The following is a 15,872-nucleotide window of genomic DNA, read 5'->3' on the forward strand; positions in this document are numbered from 1 at the left end:
GGCTAATAATCAGAGTAGTCTTTAATTCTCCTCAGAGAAGATGAATGCAGTAGTCTAAATTAATATTAAATTAATATTAGTTTGGTTAGTTTGGGCAGTTATCAACCGCGTCTACACAGACAAAACCCACCTGCATGGGTTGAGAAACCCTGATTTCATCAATTACCGTTTTTTATCACTACCAGATAATTTCTCCTCGTTCTTTGACTGTTCTTTTGTAAACCATTTCTGTTTGCTGACCTAATTTTGGCCAACTAAATCGTTTTTCTAAATCTGCATAGGCATTATTTACCAACCATTGACAATAATCTGGGTTTCTCAAAACTTCTAAAATTCCCCAAGCTACAGAGTCAGGATCATTTACCCAGGTAGTAATTCCCGTTTTTGTATGTTGAACTACTTCAGGAAAACCACCAGTATCGGAAACTATCACTGGTACGCGAGAGGCAAAACTTTCTAAAGCCACAATACCAAAGGGTTCATAAAGACTGGGGAAAACCGCACAGTCGGCGATAGTTTGAAATCTATCTAAGTATTCATCAGAGAGAAACCCGGTAAAGTAACACTTGTGCCAAATTCCTAAATCCCAAGCTTGACGTTTTAGATGTTCAGTATTACCGCCGCCGACTATGATAAATTTAACATTACCGCCCATTTCCCAAAGCACCTTGGGAGCAGCATTAAGTAACACAGGTACGCCTTTTTCGTAGGTCATGCGACCAAGATAATAAACAATTTTTTCATCATCCGTGGCAAATTGTCGCCGAAAATCTTGAGGATGAAAATCTTTGTCATGTCGTTTCTTTTCTGGGCGAATACCATTATATATTACGTCAATTTTATCACTAGCAACAGAAAGCGATCGCCCGATTTCTCGACGCATATATTCACTACAAACGATTACCCGCCAAGCATTTTCAGCTAGTGCATATTCTTTATTATGAATATAGCGTTGGGTATCATTGTGAATACCATTATAACGTCCATGTTCCGTGGCGTGAATGGTGGCAATTAAGGGAATTTTAAAGATATACTTAAGAGCGATCGCAGCATCACCAACTAACCAATCATGGGCATGAATCAAATCAAATGGCTCCTTTTCCCTCAACAACTTACCACCATAAGCGCCCATACTCTCATTTAAATTCACCACCCAGTGAAAAAAATCGTTACTAGCAGCCACGTGGACACGATGAATATGAATCCCCTCAACGACTTCATAAAGGGCTGCTTGACCAAATTCAGGGGTAATGAGGTGAATGTCATGGCCTAACTTGATCAGTTCCGGGTACAACTCAGCAACGTGACGAGCAATTCCCCCGACTATCCTGGGTGGAAATTCCCAACTCAGCACTAATATCTTCATTGACTTGACTCCCCGATGATTGACAAAAAAATCCAAATATATAAAAACTATATTTATAGCAGGGAACAGGGAAAAGAAAATTAGAAATTAGAAATTAACGAAAACTGCTCCTGAAAAACCGGACAAAATAGGACATCATTCAACAATTGTACTAAATAAATCATCTCAGGGTAATGGATAGCCGAAGCGGTTATACAAATTTATTGAATTTATCGAATAGGTTGGGTTAAAATAATACAGGACATATTATAAATAAATTCACCAACGGGGGAAGAAAAGCTAATGCAAATCATCCGTCTGCCGGTACTTTCAGACAATTATATATTTTTACTGCATGATCCACAACAGAATATTGCGGCTGTTGTTGATCCGGCCGAAGCGCAACCAGTATTAGACGAATTGACAAAATTAAATGCTGATTTGGTAGCAATTTTTAATACTCACCATCATGGTGATCATGTGAGTGGAAATACTCAATTGATGAAAAAATTTCCCCAAGTGACAGTTTATGGAGGTGCGGAAGATAGAGGCCGGATTCCGGGACAGCAGGTATTTTTAGACAACGGTGATCGCGTCCAATTTGGAAATCGTACTGCTGAGGTGTTGTTTGTTCCTGGCCACACCCGCGCTCATATTGCTTACTATTTCCCGCCAGAAAGCCCAGGAGAGCCGGGGGAATTGTTTTGTGGTGATACATTGTTTGCTGGTGGTTGTGGTCGTTTATTTGAAGGTACACCGGGGCAAATGGTAGCATCTTTAAATAAACTACGGGCTTTACCGGATGATACTCGCGTTTGGTGCGCCCATGAATATACTTTCAGCAATTTGCGGTTTGCTGTGACTGTAGACCCGGAAAATGCGGATTTGCAAAAACGCTACCAGGATGTTAAAACTCAACGGGAGGCCAATGAAGCCACAGTTCCATCACTTTTGGGAATAGAAAAACTCACAAATCCTTTTTTGCGTTGGGATAAACCGTCTTTACAAGCAACAGCGAAAAGTCATGAAGAAGTTCAAACCTTTGCCCGGATTCGAGGCATGAAGGATAATTTTTAGTCTGTACTGCATTTAATTTGTAGAATGATAGCGGGCAGGTATAGCGGGCAGGATGCCCGCACCACAAGACTTAGCTATATTAAGATTGTATATAGGGTTTGCTGATAGCGTAGCGTGGCGTTAGCCATATAAACCTAAAACCATTTATTAACAAAGGGTTTCGCGGATTTTTACCATAAAAAAGTGCCAGGTTTTGGCTAATGGTGTCTGAAAATGAATTGCATTTTTCTTTGTCGGATTTGGAAAATTGAGGATATCCAGACAGTTAAAACTGTTCCCAGTTAAGAGTTAAGAGTTCCCTTTTAATTTTTAATATTTTTATTTATGGGATTTAGTATTGCGATCGCTCCCCAAATTTCGCTACAATATCAAGGCTGTGGGTATGTTCAAAGTCGCTGAGGATCAAGCTACAATCTTGTCAGCCACACTGATGACATCCAAATAACTAAGATATTACAAAGAAAAGCGAAAAACAATGGCGAAACGTGTGCAATTGGTTTTAACAAAAGATGTCAGTAAACTGGGAAAAATCGGCGACTTAGTAGAAGTAGCTCCCGGTTATGCTCGTAACTATCTGATTCCCCAGAGTTTAGCAGATCGGGCGACACCGGGTATTCTCAAACAAGTAGAACGGAAACGGGAAAAAGAACGCCAAAGACAATTAGAACTCAAACAACAAGCAACTGAACAAAAAGCAGCTTTAGAAACAGTTGGTAACTTAAAAATTGCCAAGCAAGTTGGTGAAAATGAGGCTATTTTCGGTACTGTTACTACCCAAGATGTAGCAGATGCTATTTTAAAAGCGGCTAATCTAGAAATAGATCGTCGTGGTATTACCATTCCTGATATTAGCCAATTGGGTACTTATAAAGCGGAAATTAAGCTCTATTCTGAAGTAACAGCAGAAATTAATATTGAAGTCGTCTCTAACTAACGGATTTCAATTTAATTTTAGATTTTGGATTTTAGATTTTAGATTTTAGATTTTAGATGGACTCCAGTAATTAGTCCGGGGGCTTGTCAATTTTGGATTTTAGATTTATACCCGCATAAATTCGGCGGAATCAGATTCAGACTAGGTATGAATTTTCAATCTTTAATCCAAAATCCAAAATTTAAAATCCAAAATTTAAAATCTAAAATTTGGTGAATTACAGCTTTTGGTATAGTTAAAGTATAAATACAAACTATAAGAATCCAATAAACCTAATGGCTGAAGAACTGAGTTTTCAAAGTGATGGTAGTAATCGCCTACCACCACAAAATATCGAAGCAGAGGAGGCGATTCTAGGGGGTATTTTACTAGATCCGGAGGCTATTGGTCGAGTGAGCGATCGCTTAGTCCCCGAAGCCTTTTATATTAGCGCCCATACAATAATCTATCAGGCCGCTTTGCGTCTTCATACGCAACAAAAACCCACAGATTTGCTTTCCATCACCAGTTGGTTAACAGACAATGATCAACTAACAAGAATTGGTGGAAGAAATAAATTAGCCACATTAGTAGACCGCACGGTTTCAGCGGTGAATATTGATGCTTTAGCAGGGTTAGTCATGGAAAAATACCTGCGACGACAATTAATTAAAGCAGGTAATGAAATTGTACATCTGGGTTATGAAACAGAAACAGAATTACCAATTGTTCTAGATCAAGCCGAACAAAAAGTTTTTAATGTCACCCAAGAAAAACCCCAATCAGGATTAGTTCATATTGGTGATACATTAATTAATACTTTCCAAGATATTGAAACTCGTCATCAAGGTATTGCTTTACCAGGAATACCCTGTGGTTTTTATGATTTAGATGCTATGACTAGCGGTTTTCAGCGTTCTGATTTAATTATCGTAGCTGGGAGGCCGTCAATGGGGAAATGTCTCAGTTATGATTCAGAAATCGTCTTAGCAGATGGACAAATTGCCACAATTGAAGAATTATATCAGCAACGGCAAGGTTCATTATTAACATTAAATGATGATTGGAAATTTACCTTTACCCAACCATCTGCATTTGTAGATGATGGAATTAAACCAGTTTTTCGCATCACAACTCGCTTAGGACGGGCAATTGAAACCACAATTACTCACCCATTTTTAACTATTAAAGGTTGGCAAAGATTAGAAAATTTACAAGTAGGAAATAAGATTGCCATCCCTCGCAAAATAGATGTGTTTGGAACAGAAACTATCCGCGAGTGTGAAGTCAAATTATTAGGTTATTTAATTGGTGATGGTGGTTTAACTAATAGCACTCCTAGATTTACAAACAGCAACCCATTATTGCAAACAGATTTTTCTGAAGCAGTAACTGAATTTGGTGGTTTGTCAATAACAAGGGAAGATTCCCCAGGACAACAGACACCTTCATTATGTGTTGGATTAGAAAAATTAGGTTTATGGGGTAAAGATGCTGATACTCAAACTATCCCAAACATTGTCTTTAAATTAGAAAAATCACAATTATCATTGTTTCTAAATCGTCTTTTTGCCACTGATGGTTGGGCTACTGTGCTTAATAGTGGTCAATCACAATTAGGTTATTGTACAGTCAGCGAAAGACTAGCAAGACAAATTCAACATCTGTTGTTAAGATTTGGTATTATTGCTGCTTTGAAAAAGCGGTCTGTGAAATATAATAATACCCGTAGACCAGCATGGCAATTAGATATTACTGATGCTTTATCTATCAAAAACTTCATTGCAGAAATTGGCATTTTTGGCAAAGAAGCAGCATTAGCAAAAGTTACAGCAGCAATATCTCAAAAAAGATATCAAACCAATCGTGACTTAATACCTGTAGAAATTTGGGAACAATTAGCAAATAGTGATGTATATTGGGATGAAATCATTTCCATTGAATCAGTTGGTAACAAACAAGTTTATGATTTAACAATTCCTAAAACACATAATTTTGTCGCTAATGATATTTGTGTTCACAATACCGCCTTTTGTCTTAACCTTGCTCATAATATTGCTGCTGGTTATAAACTACCGGTGGCTGTTTTTAGTTTAGAAATGTCCAAAGAACAACTAGTACAAAGACTATTAGCTAGTGAAGCAGGAATTGAAAGCAGTTATTTAAGAAGTGGTCGCATTAGTCAAACGCAATGGGAACCGTTAAGCCGTGCTATTGATAAGCTTTCAGAAACACCAATGTTTATTGATGATACGGCAAATATTACAGTTACACAAATACGAAGTCAAGCCCGAAGACTGCAAGCAGAACAAAATGGAAATTTAGGATTAATAGTCATTGATTACTTGCAATTAATGGAAGGTGCAGGTGATAATCGTGTGCAAGAATTATCAAGAATTACCCGTTCTTTAAAAGGTTTAGCGAGGGAATTATCTGTACCGGTTCTTGCTTTATCACAGTTAAGTCGGGGGGTGGAAGCAAGAACTAATAAACGGCCAATGTTATCTGATTTAAGAGAATCGGGATCAATCGAACAAGATGCGGATATAGTAATGATGTTATACCGTGATGAATATTATTCACCAGATACTCCAGATAGAGGAATTGCCGAAGTGATCATCGCTAAACATCGGAATGGACCAACAGGAACAATCAAACTATTATTTGATCCTCAATTTACAAAGTTCAAAAATCTAGCCAGACAAAACAGTTGGTAATATGTTAAAAAAATACTTTTTTAGCTTGATATTTCTATTTATCAGTATCCAAATTGGTAGCATTCAGAAAGTAGCTGCAGCACAAACAGTAGTTCCAGAAGTTACTACTAGCAAATCCCTTTGTCCCGCTCAATTATCATCAACAATTAATACTATTATCAATCGGCCTCAATTTAGTCGAGGACGTTGGGGAATTTTAGTTAAAACATTATCATCAGACAAGATTCTTTATAGTCAAGATAGCCAGAAATATTTTATTCCCGCTTCTAATATTAAGCTATTTACCACTGCTGTAGCATTACAGAAATTAGGTTCAGATTTTCGGATTCGTACCTCTATTTATGATGATGGTAATGGTATTTTGCGTGTAGTGGGTAGGGGAGATCCGAGTTTTAAAAACCCTCAATTAGTATTATTAGCAAAACAACTTTATCAACAGGGAATTAGAGAAATTAATCAGTTAATTGCTGATGATAGTTATTTTCAAGGTGAAGTAGTTCATTCCAGTTGGGAATGGGAAGATATACAGGCTGATTATGGCGCTCCTGTTAATAGTTTAATATTAAATGATAACGCTTCTGGATTAAGTTTTTTACCCCAAAATATCGGACAACCATTACAACTAAAATGGGTTGAACTTACAGAAGCATATCAGTGGAAAATTGAGAATAATACCATTACTACTCAAGCAGATAAACCCGGTTTTGTAGAAATTAACCGCGATTTAAAAGGACAGATTTTGAGGATAAAAGGACAATTAGCGGTAAATTCCCAACCGGAAATTACTGCTATAGCTGTATTTGATCCAATTAGCAATTTTTTAAAACAATTTCGTCATAATTTAATCATAGCAGGAATTACCGTTCAAGAAACTGTAATTAGTAATTTGAATAAAAATAAAAATGGCAAAGAAATAGCCGCAGTAGAATCTCCACCTTTGTCTGAATTATTAATAGAGACAAATGTAAATAGCAATAATTTGTATGCTGAGGCTCTACTCAGAAGTTTAGCTATTAAAAAACCAAGAGAAAAAGATCAAAATACGGCTGATATCGGATTACAAGTTATGAAAGAAACCTTAACTCAATTAGGAGTTGAACCAGAAAGTTATGTAATTGTAGATGGTTCTGGGTTATCTCGCAAGAATTTAACGACTCCAGCGGCTTTAGTACGAGTTTTACAAGCAATTGATAAATCACCTCAAAGAGAAATTTTTCGGGCTTCCTTACCCATTGCAGGTATGACAGGTAGCTTAAAAAATCGCTTGATTAATACTGCTGCTGTGGGAATTGTCCAAGGAAAAACCGGTTCCATGACAGGAGTTTCTGCTCTTTCTGGATATGTAAATTCAGCTAATTATGAGCCTTTAGTTTTTAGTATTATGGTGAACCAATCTGAACAACCTAGTAAAATTGTGAGAACAGCAATAGATGAAATTGTGGTTTTATTAACCCAATTAAAACGATGTTAAAATAACTTTAAGCAATGCTACCGCGTTTTCTGGCTTCTTTAGAGGAAATACCGACATTTTTAATCCCAGCTTTGATCATTTGTCGTTCTAAAAGGGCAAAAAAACGGGTCCTGTCACCACCTCTGACTACAGCCTGATTATGGGCTTCCGCAATAGCCACAGGATAACCGTATCCTTTTTGTACTTGTGCCAACATTAGTCCTAGTGCTTGATCAAACATAGTTTGATTGGCGACAACCCAAGCAGGGACTTCAATCCGGGCGATTTCTGTACCGACATGGACGTAACAAAAATAAATAATTTGGTCGTCATACAATTCTAAAATTCGCGCATTACTCCGCCATAATGGTCCTCGTTGTCCAGGTTGGAGTTGGCTAGTCATGATGCTTGTATCGCGCAAAGTATCAAATTTTTTACAAGGTACGTATTCTAGTTGGTTGGGGCAATAGGTGATACAATCGGGGACAGGATAGGGACAAGCCAAAAACCGTAAAAAGTTAGTGGCTTCCGTGCTGCGAGAGGCACTAAGATAACCCATGAGGGGTATTTGAGCTTGTTGGAGTTTTTGCCAGGCCTCTAAAATAGGTGGTAAAATGCGATCGCGGGCATCCATCGGTAACTGATCTAAAAACCAGTATATTAACGAACCATCAACCATGGCTAAAGTTGGTGCTGCTGTTTTCACACTACAGGCCAGTTCAGCTAATACCGTAGCCTCCGAAGCAGTACGCCGATAACCCATCCATTCTTCCGCTCTAATTCCCCATTGACGGGAGATATATAAATCTTCGGGGCGATAAAATATCTCCGGTAGACTATCGAGAATGGGGTGAAGATTTTGACCATAGTGTAAAACCACCCTGCCGATATTGAGTAAGTAACAATACGCAATTTCGTGATGATTAGGGGCAATTTGCGAACCATCAGTAGAAATGACAGTATGAATTTTCGGGGGAACAGGAATAGTAATACAGGTTTCTAGGGGTTCAATTGGTGTAGCATTAGCAAAGAGAATCCGATTGTGCCATTTTTCCTGACGTTCAACTAACTCCTGTTGACACTCTACAGCCTGTTTAAAAAATTGTTGTGCTAATTCTAACCGCTGATGACTCGCGGCCACTTCTGAAGTCAAATGTTGACTGAAACCTTGCATTTGTCCCGATATTTTTGTTAAATCAAGCATAGTGTTTGTAGTTGTGCGAATAGATGTAAATACTATATAATTAACAACTGTATGCTAATAACTGGAAAAATGGTGTCATGAAAAAATGGAAATTAACAATGACAATCCTTCTATTCGGAATTATATTATATACTCCAAAAGTGAGTGGTAAAAATTTGGCAAGTATTTCCGATACTAGAATCAAATCATCACTGTTAGCACAAGCTGATAAAAAAGAGGCTATCATCTATTTTCATAGAGGAATTAACCGCCATACATCAGGAGATATCAAAGAAGCAATTGCAGAATATAATCAAGCCTTGAAGTTACGTCCTGATTTTGCTGAAGTTTACTATAAACGAGGAATATCTCGCTATAAACTGGGAGATTTAAAAGGAGCAATTTTAGATTATAATCAAGCAATCAGCCTAAATCCTAATTATGCGGGTGTTTATAATCATCGCGGATTTACTCGTCATGATTTGGGAGATTTCCCAGGAGCTATTAGAGATTTTAACCAAGCATTAAAGCTGAATCCTAACTTTCCTGAAGCTTACCAAAATCGAGGTATTACTCGCAATGCTTTAGGTGATAAACAGGGAGCAATTAGCGATTTAAATACAGCAGCTAACTTATTTCAAAAACAAAAAAGAATCAGTAATTATCAAGAGGTAATTAATCTTATTAATAAGCTCCCCGATTTGTCTAAGAAGTCGGGGATGTAGATATTCTAGATATTGGTTAAATTACAACCAGGTTGCAAAATCGTAAGTAAAATGAGAAAGTGATATTAGTTGAATACGGGAATCATTTTTTCCTGCTTCCCGTTCTAATGAAGTATTATAACCCCAATCTGCGAGAAAAAGTTTTACATGATTTAAGTCTGATTGTTGTTGCACTAATTGTAAAGTTTTTAATCTATCTTCAACAAACCATAAATTAACAGTTTGGGTATTTGCTTTCTTGATTAATTCTCGTAAAGTTGCATATTTTGGGCGTTTTACCTCTTTACCAAAAATATTTTCTGATGGTAAATTAACTCCTTCTTGTTGTAACAATTGCTTGACAAATCGCCCTTCTTTAGTAGTGACAATATATAACTGAACTTGAGTCTCAAGAGTTATTTTCAGTCTTTCAATGACACCAGGATAAAATCTATGTAGACTTAACCAACCATCTAAATCTTTCTCAATCCATTCATCTCGCAAATTATCTAATTGTGTAGAAACTGCTTTTGCTTCTAAGTTATTTGCTACTAAAATTTCGGCGGTAATAGTTGTCCATGATTGCAGGATTTGAGCATCAGAAAAACCTGCAATTAAAGCTTTAATTAAAACAGGCATTTCCCAACCGGTTTCAATTACAGGACGTAAGCGATAGAATCTCAAAGCTAAATCATCTGGTAGTGTATCGTCAACCGGCGACCAAATTTGACAGTAGGTACGCCATGCTACCTCAAAATACTCAATTAGTCCATCGCAAACCACTCCATCAAAGTCTAAAGCCAAAATCGTGGGACTATTTGCTGTCATTGTTCTGAGGTGAAAAACTGCTTTTGTTAGTTTACCGCACCTTGATAGCCAGATATGTAGCGATTAACCTTTAAAATAGCAAATAAGAAATAAAAACATAAAAACATAAAATTATTTTAAAGTTTTTCAGTACTGATATGGAAATGGAGCAGAATATTAATGTATTAATATTATCAATAATATCTCAAGATGTAAATGGGGGCATCAAAACCATGCAAATCAAACTGATTTCCGAAAATAAACTGACACAGGAGCAGGAAGAACAGGTTTTTAACCTACCAGTAGCTATCGGCAGGGATATGAGTCAACTTCCTGCGGTTATCAATGGTGAAACGGTGTCTCCTATAGTTTTATTAGACTCTCATAAGCAAATTTCTCGCTTTCATGCTCAAATTACCTTAGAAAACAATCAGCTTTATATAGAAGACAAGAGCGCCAATGGCACTCTTGTTAACGGTGAAAAACTACTTAAACAACGTCGGACTTTAATCAGTGGGGATAGACTGGGAATAGGTAACTACACCATTACCGTTATCCTCATTCGATCTGGGGATGAGAATATTACCATTGTACTTGAAGGTAAGTCCACAATTTTTAACCCCCAATCGGAGATTATTCCCGTATCTAGGGTGCGGAAATTACCAGATTCTCAATCATCCATCATTTTTAATCCTTATACGGATGCTTTAGAACAACAAACTCCCGACGCTGTACCCATTCAAATAGCGGGTTTTCCCTATAATTTCAACTTTTGGAATGCAGAAAAGGTTCCCCTAGAAGCTATTCGTCGCAGTGGTATTTTAGTCAGAGAAACAGAATATGTGGCCTGCGGGGGAGGAATGGGCAGTTTTGTTTGGGTGGATATGTTGAGAATTGCGGGAGTTAAACCGGAAAATATTAAAGTTTTGAGTGTTCAAGACAAACCTTATAAACGCTATGAAAGCCTACTGAAAAATTGTCAAATTCCCCGACATAAACGAATTCGTTCCGGTTCAGATTCCTGTCCTGATAATATTTGGGGCTGGCCAGGATATGCTTTAAGAGATGCTTGGAGATCCTTCTTTTCTGGACAAGTTGGTGCAGCTTTAGGATTTTTGTGGCAAGTTTTTGCTGAACCTGTTTATGCAGATACCTACACCCCCCGTGGACGAGATGTATTTGAGTCCATGGACCGGGAGAGCGATCGCATTAGTTGGGGTAAAATGTTAGAATATGGCAGTATTCGTAGTCTACGACAAACGGAAGACGGGCGTTATTGTATTGCCTATTCCACTTCCAACCAAGAAGACGGAAATCACCAATTTTTATTAGCTAAATATGTCCATCTCTGCACAGGTTATCCCGCAATCAAACTACTACCAGACCTGGAAAAATATCGTCAAGAATATCCCGAAGAAACAGGAAATTATAAAACAGTAGTTCAAGGTTATGAACCCCATGATCATATTTACCAACAATTAGAAAAAAAAGGCGGTACTATTGTCCTTCGTGGGTCGGGAATTGTAGCCTCACAAATATTAGAAAGGCTGTATGAAGCCCGAAAAATGAAACATATTCAGGTAATTCATTTAAACCGAGACCCCCGCAAAGGTCAAGAATTTCAGCCAGCTAAACGCTACGTAGAAAATGATTGGGAATTTCAACCTTTTAACTGGCCAAAAGGAACTTGGGGCGGTGATATGCGAACAATGCTAGAAGCCGCTGACCCGTTAAGACGACGGGAATTATTACAGGCTTGGGGGGGAACAACCACAGCTAGTCGCAAAAAATGGCGCGACATTGTTCGTCAAGGAATAGCTCAGAAATGGTATGAAATTCATTATGGTTTAGTCACCAAACTAGAACGTAATTCCCAAGGTCAAGTTGTTACTCATGTAGTCACTAGCAAAGGTCAAAAAACCCTAATTGCTGATTTTGTGATTGACTGTACAGGATTGATTTCCGATCCTTTAGAAAGTCCATTTTTAAAAGACCTAATACTGCATTACGACCTAGATTTTAACCCAGAAGGACGTTTTCATGTAGAAAACAACTTTGAAATCAAAAAACTGCGAAATAATCGTTCTCGCATATATGGGGCAGGAATTATCACCTTAGGCGGTCCCTACGCCCCCGTAGACACATTTTTAGGACTACAATATGCTGCCCATCGTTCTATCGAGGCTTTGGCTGCTGTAAAAGCTCCAGGAGTCCGCTATATTCAGGGAATTTATTCCCTTTGGCAATGGCTAAAATGGGCATTGAATCAAAAGCCTTAATTTTTCAATTCCAGAATTCCAGGACTTACGGAAAATATTCCTCAAACCCTCATTTCTCTGTGTTCTCTGTGCCTCAGTGGTTCGTTATTCCGTGACTCATGCGTAAGTCCTAAATTCTTCTGAATTTTTTCTAAAAACCTTAATTTACACTACTTCTCATATCATTATGACTCCAACTTTATTCGGACGCTGGCAAACACGAATTTTTTTGTTAGCAACAGTGGGAATGTTAGTTTCTCTGCTTTTTTATGGGGGATATTTAGGCATTGCTTCCAACTTAGTTTACTTTTGGGTTGTGTTTTATGTAGGTTTATTTGGCATTGCTTGGGATGTTTTGTATGATTTTCTGCAAAAATATCTCTGGGACCATGACTGGCCTGGAATATTTCAACTTTATGCAGGAGTTATAGAAGGGGTATTTCTGGCTTTAATAATTGCCAATATCGGTTTACCTCATATTCCTAAAACCGAATTTGACTTAACCAGATTTATTCAACATTATGGGTTAGTTTGGTTAGCCGTTTATTTATCTGCTTGGGTAGTCATGCGGTTATTATTTCCCCGGTGGCGTTTTCGCGGTGGAGAATGGATTGGTAAATGGCCGAGAATTTCTTAATGACAATTTCTAACAAGACAATTCTTACCACTTTTCCATCATTCTATTTAACATCTGTTCAAAAAATTCCCTCTTGAGGAAACTGGAATCTAGTCCCCTCCCCTTGATAAGGGGAGGGTTAGGGTGGGGTAAGAACCTGATATTGTCCTAAAACAAATAAACATTTTTATGAATCACCAGTTTATGAATCACCAGAATTTTATCGCTTTCATCACATCCTCAATATTCATGGTGGGGTTAGCTTCCGGTTATCGTTCTCATGCAACCACTACAACCGTTATTCCCAGCCTTCAACCCACCAACCATGGTAATTTTGCTCCAAATGCTATTCAAAGGCAAAATACCCCGGTTAATACCCCTTTAAAGCTGGCTGGTAAGGTGTTTAATATCCAAGACTCCTTTGTTTTAAAAGGTTTTGATGCCGTTGCCTATTTTCAACAAGGAAAAGCAACCCCAGGTAATGCTAATTTCACCTATAAATGGCAGGATGTAAATTGGCGATTTTCCACAGCCGAAAACCGCAACCTATTTATGAAAAATCCTGAAAAATACGCTCCGCAATATGGAGGATTTTGTGCTTGGGCTGTCAGTAGAGGATATACTGCACCTATTGACCCTAATGCCTGGAAAATTGTGTCCGGTAAGCTGTACTTAAATGTTAATTTGGACACTCAAAAACGCTGGGAAAAGGACATTCCTGGAAATATTCAAAAAGCTGATCAAAATTGGCCTGGTATAGCTAGGAAAATTCGTCGTTAATGCAGCAAGTAGCTTTGAGTGAGGTACACCTTGTGCGGGCAAGATGCCCGCACCACAAGAGTTTTATTATTAATATCTGTACTTCATAATATCGGAAACTGCTGTAATTAGCGAGAAAGAGCTTCATTTAGCTAGGGTGTGTTAGCGACAGCGTAACGCACCATCATCAAGGATTATTATACATCTGAATATATCTAATAAGTTATTTAAATCATTCTTCAGCAAAAAAGGACTAGTACCCTATATTAGCCTATATTCTCAATAATCTTGAGAATTTTCTCAATAAGTTAACGAAAAAAGTTAATTTCAGGGCTTGCAATTCTCAACTATTTTTTGTATGATTTTTTTAGATAGAATCTGCTTGGGCTTTTTTTAAGAAAAAACCTTAATTATCGTCAATGGGTTTTCAAGAAATATTATACTAATACTAATATCTTCAAATCTGATCAAGGTTGTGGATGTAGTGGGTAATTCATCAATTACCCATAAATTACTCAGATGTACTGCATTTAATTTGTATAATTCTTGCGGGCAAGATGCCCGCACCACAAGAAATAACAATATCAGGATTATTGGATCTAGCTGCGTAACAGCTTATTGTGCCGAAAATCTTGCTAATAACTCCCCACGAGATGATTGTAGAAGTAAAGGAGTAAATTCTTCTCTACTCATGGCCATCAGGGGGTTAATAATTTTTGTCAATTCGGCATCAACTTCACCAAAACGCACTTGCAGAATACTCTCAATGATAGCGCGTCTTTCCCTCTCTACACCAGTCCTAAGTCCTTCCTGTTGTCCTTCTTCTCGTCCTTCCTGGAGTCCTTGTTTTCTCAGTTCTTCTAATTGTTGTTGATACATTTGGGATAATTTCATAATTAACTCCTGATCATCCTGATCAATATCTTGTTCTTGACGCTGACGTGCCGATAACACAGCAATTAGGTTATGTACTAATTCTATGACATCTGCTAGAAACGGACTATTATTTGTCAGTGTTTCCAATTCTTCCACCGCTTGTCTTTGTACTTTTCCCTTACCTAATATCCGCAAAAACAGGGTTTCGGGTGTACTGGGTAATTGATGAATACTCACAATGACGGTTTTAAATCCTTTACCAAAAAGGTAAATCCCCTGACCCCAGTTTTCCTCATCCAAACTAGCATTAAAGCTATCGAGGATTTCTACTGATACTGTAGGAGTCAAAATCCACAAATTAGCTAATTCGGATTCATTTATTCGCGTGTCATTGCGTTTAGCTTGACGTTCAACCTGGGCATGAATGTCAAATAATTTACCCATACAACTGCGGATTTCACTTCTACCCACAGCATTGCGAAATGGTTCAAATACCGCATAATTAGCCGCCATTTTCCCTAATACGCCTAGTGTTGCTAGGTTGGTGGGTGGGGATGAGGGGATAAATAATACGTCAATTTGTCTGACTTCTGCGGTGATGTCTTTACTGGTTTCTACTTGTCCATAGGGTGTTAATAGTTCTGTTAGATATTGTTTAGCAAATTGATCATGTATAAAGCGAGTCATTTATTTTAACTTTAATTAGTAGATATGGGTTATATAGCAATCCTAAATGAAATGTGAATATCTCTTATTTTCCTACCTCTGTGTCCTCTGTGTCTCTGTGGTTCGTTAAAAAAACTAGTTTCATGCTTCAACCCAACCATTCAGCTTTATCTATTTTTTGTAGGTCGGGTTAAGCGACAGCGCAACCCGACGTTTATGTTGGGTTTCATGCTTCAACCCAACCATTCAGCTTTATCTATTTTTTGTAGGTCGGGTTAAGCGACAGCGCAACCCAACGCTCATGTTGGGTTTCATGCTTCAACCCAACCTACAAATCTAGGTTTTTAGGTGTAATGTGTTTATTAAGTAGGGTGTGTTAGCGACAGCGTAACGCACCATCATCAAGGATTATTATACATATGAATATATCCAATAAGTTATTTAAATCATTCTTCAGCAAAAAAGGACTAGTACCCTATATTAGCCCATATTCTCAATAAT

At 37.8% G+C, this 15,872-nt stretch carries 12 protein-coding genes; 8 read left to right on the forward strand and 4 right to left on the reverse strand.

The window, feature by feature from the left end; genetic code table 11:
- Positions 1 to 178: 178 nt before the first annotated feature.
- Positions 179 to 1,366: a glycosyltransferase family 4 protein gene (locus H6F62_RS03915; RefSeq protein WP_137908024.1), complete on the reverse strand. Its 1,188-nt coding sequence runs from the start codon at positions 1,364 to 1,366 to the stop codon at positions 179 to 181.
- Between the two features lie 282 nt (positions 1,367 to 1,648).
- On the opposite strand from H6F62_RS03915, the gene gloB reads away from it, so the two are divergent.
- From gloB to dacB, 4 genes are all read left to right on the forward strand, one after another.
- Positions 1,649 to 2,422, forward strand: a complete 774-nt coding sequence (gene gloB / locus H6F62_RS03920; protein WP_137908023.1) for a hydroxyacylglutathione hydrolase — start codon at positions 1,649 to 1,651, stop codon at positions 2,420 to 2,422.
- 475 nt (positions 2,423 to 2,897) lie between these two features.
- Entirely contained in the window at positions 2,898 to 3,356 is a 459-nt protein-coding gene (gene rplI / locus H6F62_RS03925; RefSeq protein WP_137908022.1) for a 50S ribosomal protein L9, read from the forward strand.
- A 275-nt stretch (positions 3,357 to 3,631) separates the two neighbouring features.
- Positions 3,632 to 6,052 (forward strand): replicative DNA helicase, encoded by a 2,421-nt coding sequence (dnaB, locus tag H6F62_RS03930; protein WP_190371395.1) that lies wholly within the window; start codon positions 3,632 to 3,634, stop codon positions 6,050 to 6,052.
- 1 nt (position 6,053) lies between these two features.
- Entirely contained in the window at positions 6,054 to 7,523 is a 1,470-nt protein-coding gene (dacB, locus tag H6F62_RS03935; RefSeq protein ID WP_137908020.1) for a D-alanyl-D-alanine carboxypeptidase/D-alanyl-D-alanine-endopeptidase, read from the forward strand.
- Between the two features lie 7 nt (positions 7,524 to 7,530).
- Here dacB and H6F62_RS03940 read toward each other — a convergent pair whose 3' ends face one another.
- The gene (locus H6F62_RS03940; protein ID WP_137908019.1) at positions 7,531 to 8,706 is read right to left on the reverse strand and encodes a DNA double-strand break repair nuclease NurA; all 1,176 of its coding nucleotides are present in this window, start codon (positions 8,704 to 8,706) and stop codon (positions 7,531 to 7,533) included.
- A gap of 98 nt (positions 8,707 to 8,804) precedes the next feature.
- Here H6F62_RS03940 and H6F62_RS03945 point away from each other — a divergent pair, with 98 nt between their 5' ends.
- On the forward strand, positions 8,805 to 9,410 hold the full coding sequence (locus tag H6F62_RS03945) for a tetratricopeptide repeat protein (protein WP_242025902.1): 606 nt from the start codon (positions 8,805 to 8,807) through the stop codon (positions 9,408 to 9,410).
- Between the two features lie 21 nt (positions 9,411 to 9,431).
- Here H6F62_RS03945 and H6F62_RS03950 read toward each other — a convergent pair whose 3' ends face one another.
- Positions 9,432 to 10,217, reverse strand: a complete 786-nt coding sequence (locus tag H6F62_RS03950; protein ID WP_137908017.1) for an HAD hydrolase-like protein — start codon at positions 10,215 to 10,217, stop codon at positions 9,432 to 9,434.
- A 212-nt stretch (positions 10,218 to 10,429) separates the two neighbouring features.
- On the opposite strand from H6F62_RS03950, the gene H6F62_RS03955 reads away from it, so the two are divergent.
- The 3 genes from H6F62_RS03955 to H6F62_RS03965 all read left to right on the forward strand — a co-directional run bounded on the left by H6F62_RS03955 (position 10,430) and on the right by H6F62_RS03965 (position 13,850).
- The gene (locus H6F62_RS03955) at positions 10,430 to 12,475 is read left to right on the forward strand and encodes an FHA domain-containing protein (RefSeq protein ID WP_190371397.1); all 2,046 of its coding nucleotides are present in this window, start codon (positions 10,430 to 10,432) and stop codon (positions 12,473 to 12,475) included.
- 166 nt (positions 12,476 to 12,641) lie between these two features.
- Complete coding sequence (locus H6F62_RS03960) at positions 12,642 to 13,091, forward strand: hypothetical protein (protein ID WP_190371398.1); 450 nt, start codon at positions 12,642 to 12,644, stop codon at positions 13,089 to 13,091.
- Between the two features lie 183 nt (positions 13,092 to 13,274).
- On the forward strand, positions 13,275 to 13,850 hold the full coding sequence (locus H6F62_RS03965; protein ID WP_190371410.1) for a YHS domain-containing (seleno)protein: 576 nt from the start codon (positions 13,275 to 13,277) through the stop codon (positions 13,848 to 13,850).
- A gap of 594 nt (positions 13,851 to 14,444) precedes the next feature.
- On the opposite strand, the gene H6F62_RS03970 is transcribed toward H6F62_RS03965, so the two are convergent.
- The gene (locus H6F62_RS03970) at positions 14,445 to 15,392 is read right to left on the reverse strand and encodes a hypothetical protein (RefSeq protein WP_190371399.1); all 948 of its coding nucleotides are present in this window, start codon (positions 15,390 to 15,392) and stop codon (positions 14,445 to 14,447) included.
- Positions 15,393 to 15,872: the final 480 nt, after the last annotated feature.

This window comes from Anabaena sp. FACHB-1391 (genome assembly GCF_014696755.1).
In the GTDB taxonomy this organism is placed as follows: Bacteria; Cyanobacteriota; Cyanobacteriia; order Cyanobacteriales; family Nostocaceae; genus Dolichospermum; species Dolichospermum planctonicum.

Coding starts and splice junctions, on each gene's coding strand:
- H6F62_RS03950 (WP_137908017.1), bottom strand. CDS start 10,217: ATGACAGCAAATAGTCCCACGATTTTGGCTTTAGACTTTGATGGAGTG.
- dnaB (WP_190371395.1), top strand. CDS start 3,632: ATGGCTGAAGAACTGAGTTTTCAAAGTGATGGTAGTAATCGCCTACCA.
- H6F62_RS03970 (WP_190371399.1), bottom strand. CDS start 15,392: ATGACTCGCTTTATACATGATCAATTTGCTAAACAATATCTAACAGAA.
- H6F62_RS03940 (WP_137908019.1), bottom strand. CDS start 8,706: ATGCTTGATTTAACAAAAATATCGGGACAAATGCAAGGTTTCAGTCAA.
- H6F62_RS03965 (WP_190371410.1), top strand. CDS start 13,275: ATGAATCACCAGAATTTTATCGCTTTCATCACATCCTCAATATTCATG.
- H6F62_RS03960 (WP_190371398.1), top strand. CDS start 12,642: ATGACTCCAACTTTATTCGGACGCTGGCAAACACGAATTTTTTTGTTA.
- dacB (WP_137908020.1), top strand. CDS start 6,054: ATGTTAAAAAAATACTTTTTTAGCTTGATATTTCTATTTATCAGTATC.
- rplI (WP_137908022.1), top strand. CDS start 2,898: ATGGCGAAACGTGTGCAATTGGTTTTAACAAAAGATGTCAGTAAACTG.
- H6F62_RS03955 (WP_190371397.1), top strand. CDS start 10,430: ATGCAAATCAAACTGATTTCCGAAAATAAACTGACACAGGAGCAGGAA.
- gloB (WP_137908023.1), top strand. CDS start 1,649: ATGCAAATCATCCGTCTGCCGGTACTTTCAGACAATTATATATTTTTA.
- H6F62_RS03915 (WP_137908024.1), bottom strand. CDS start 1,366: ATGAAGATATTAGTGCTGAGTTGGGAATTTCCACCCAGGATAGTCGGG.
- H6F62_RS03945 (WP_242025902.1), top strand. CDS start 8,805: ATGACAATCCTTCTATTCGGAATTATATTATATACTCCAAAAGTGAGT.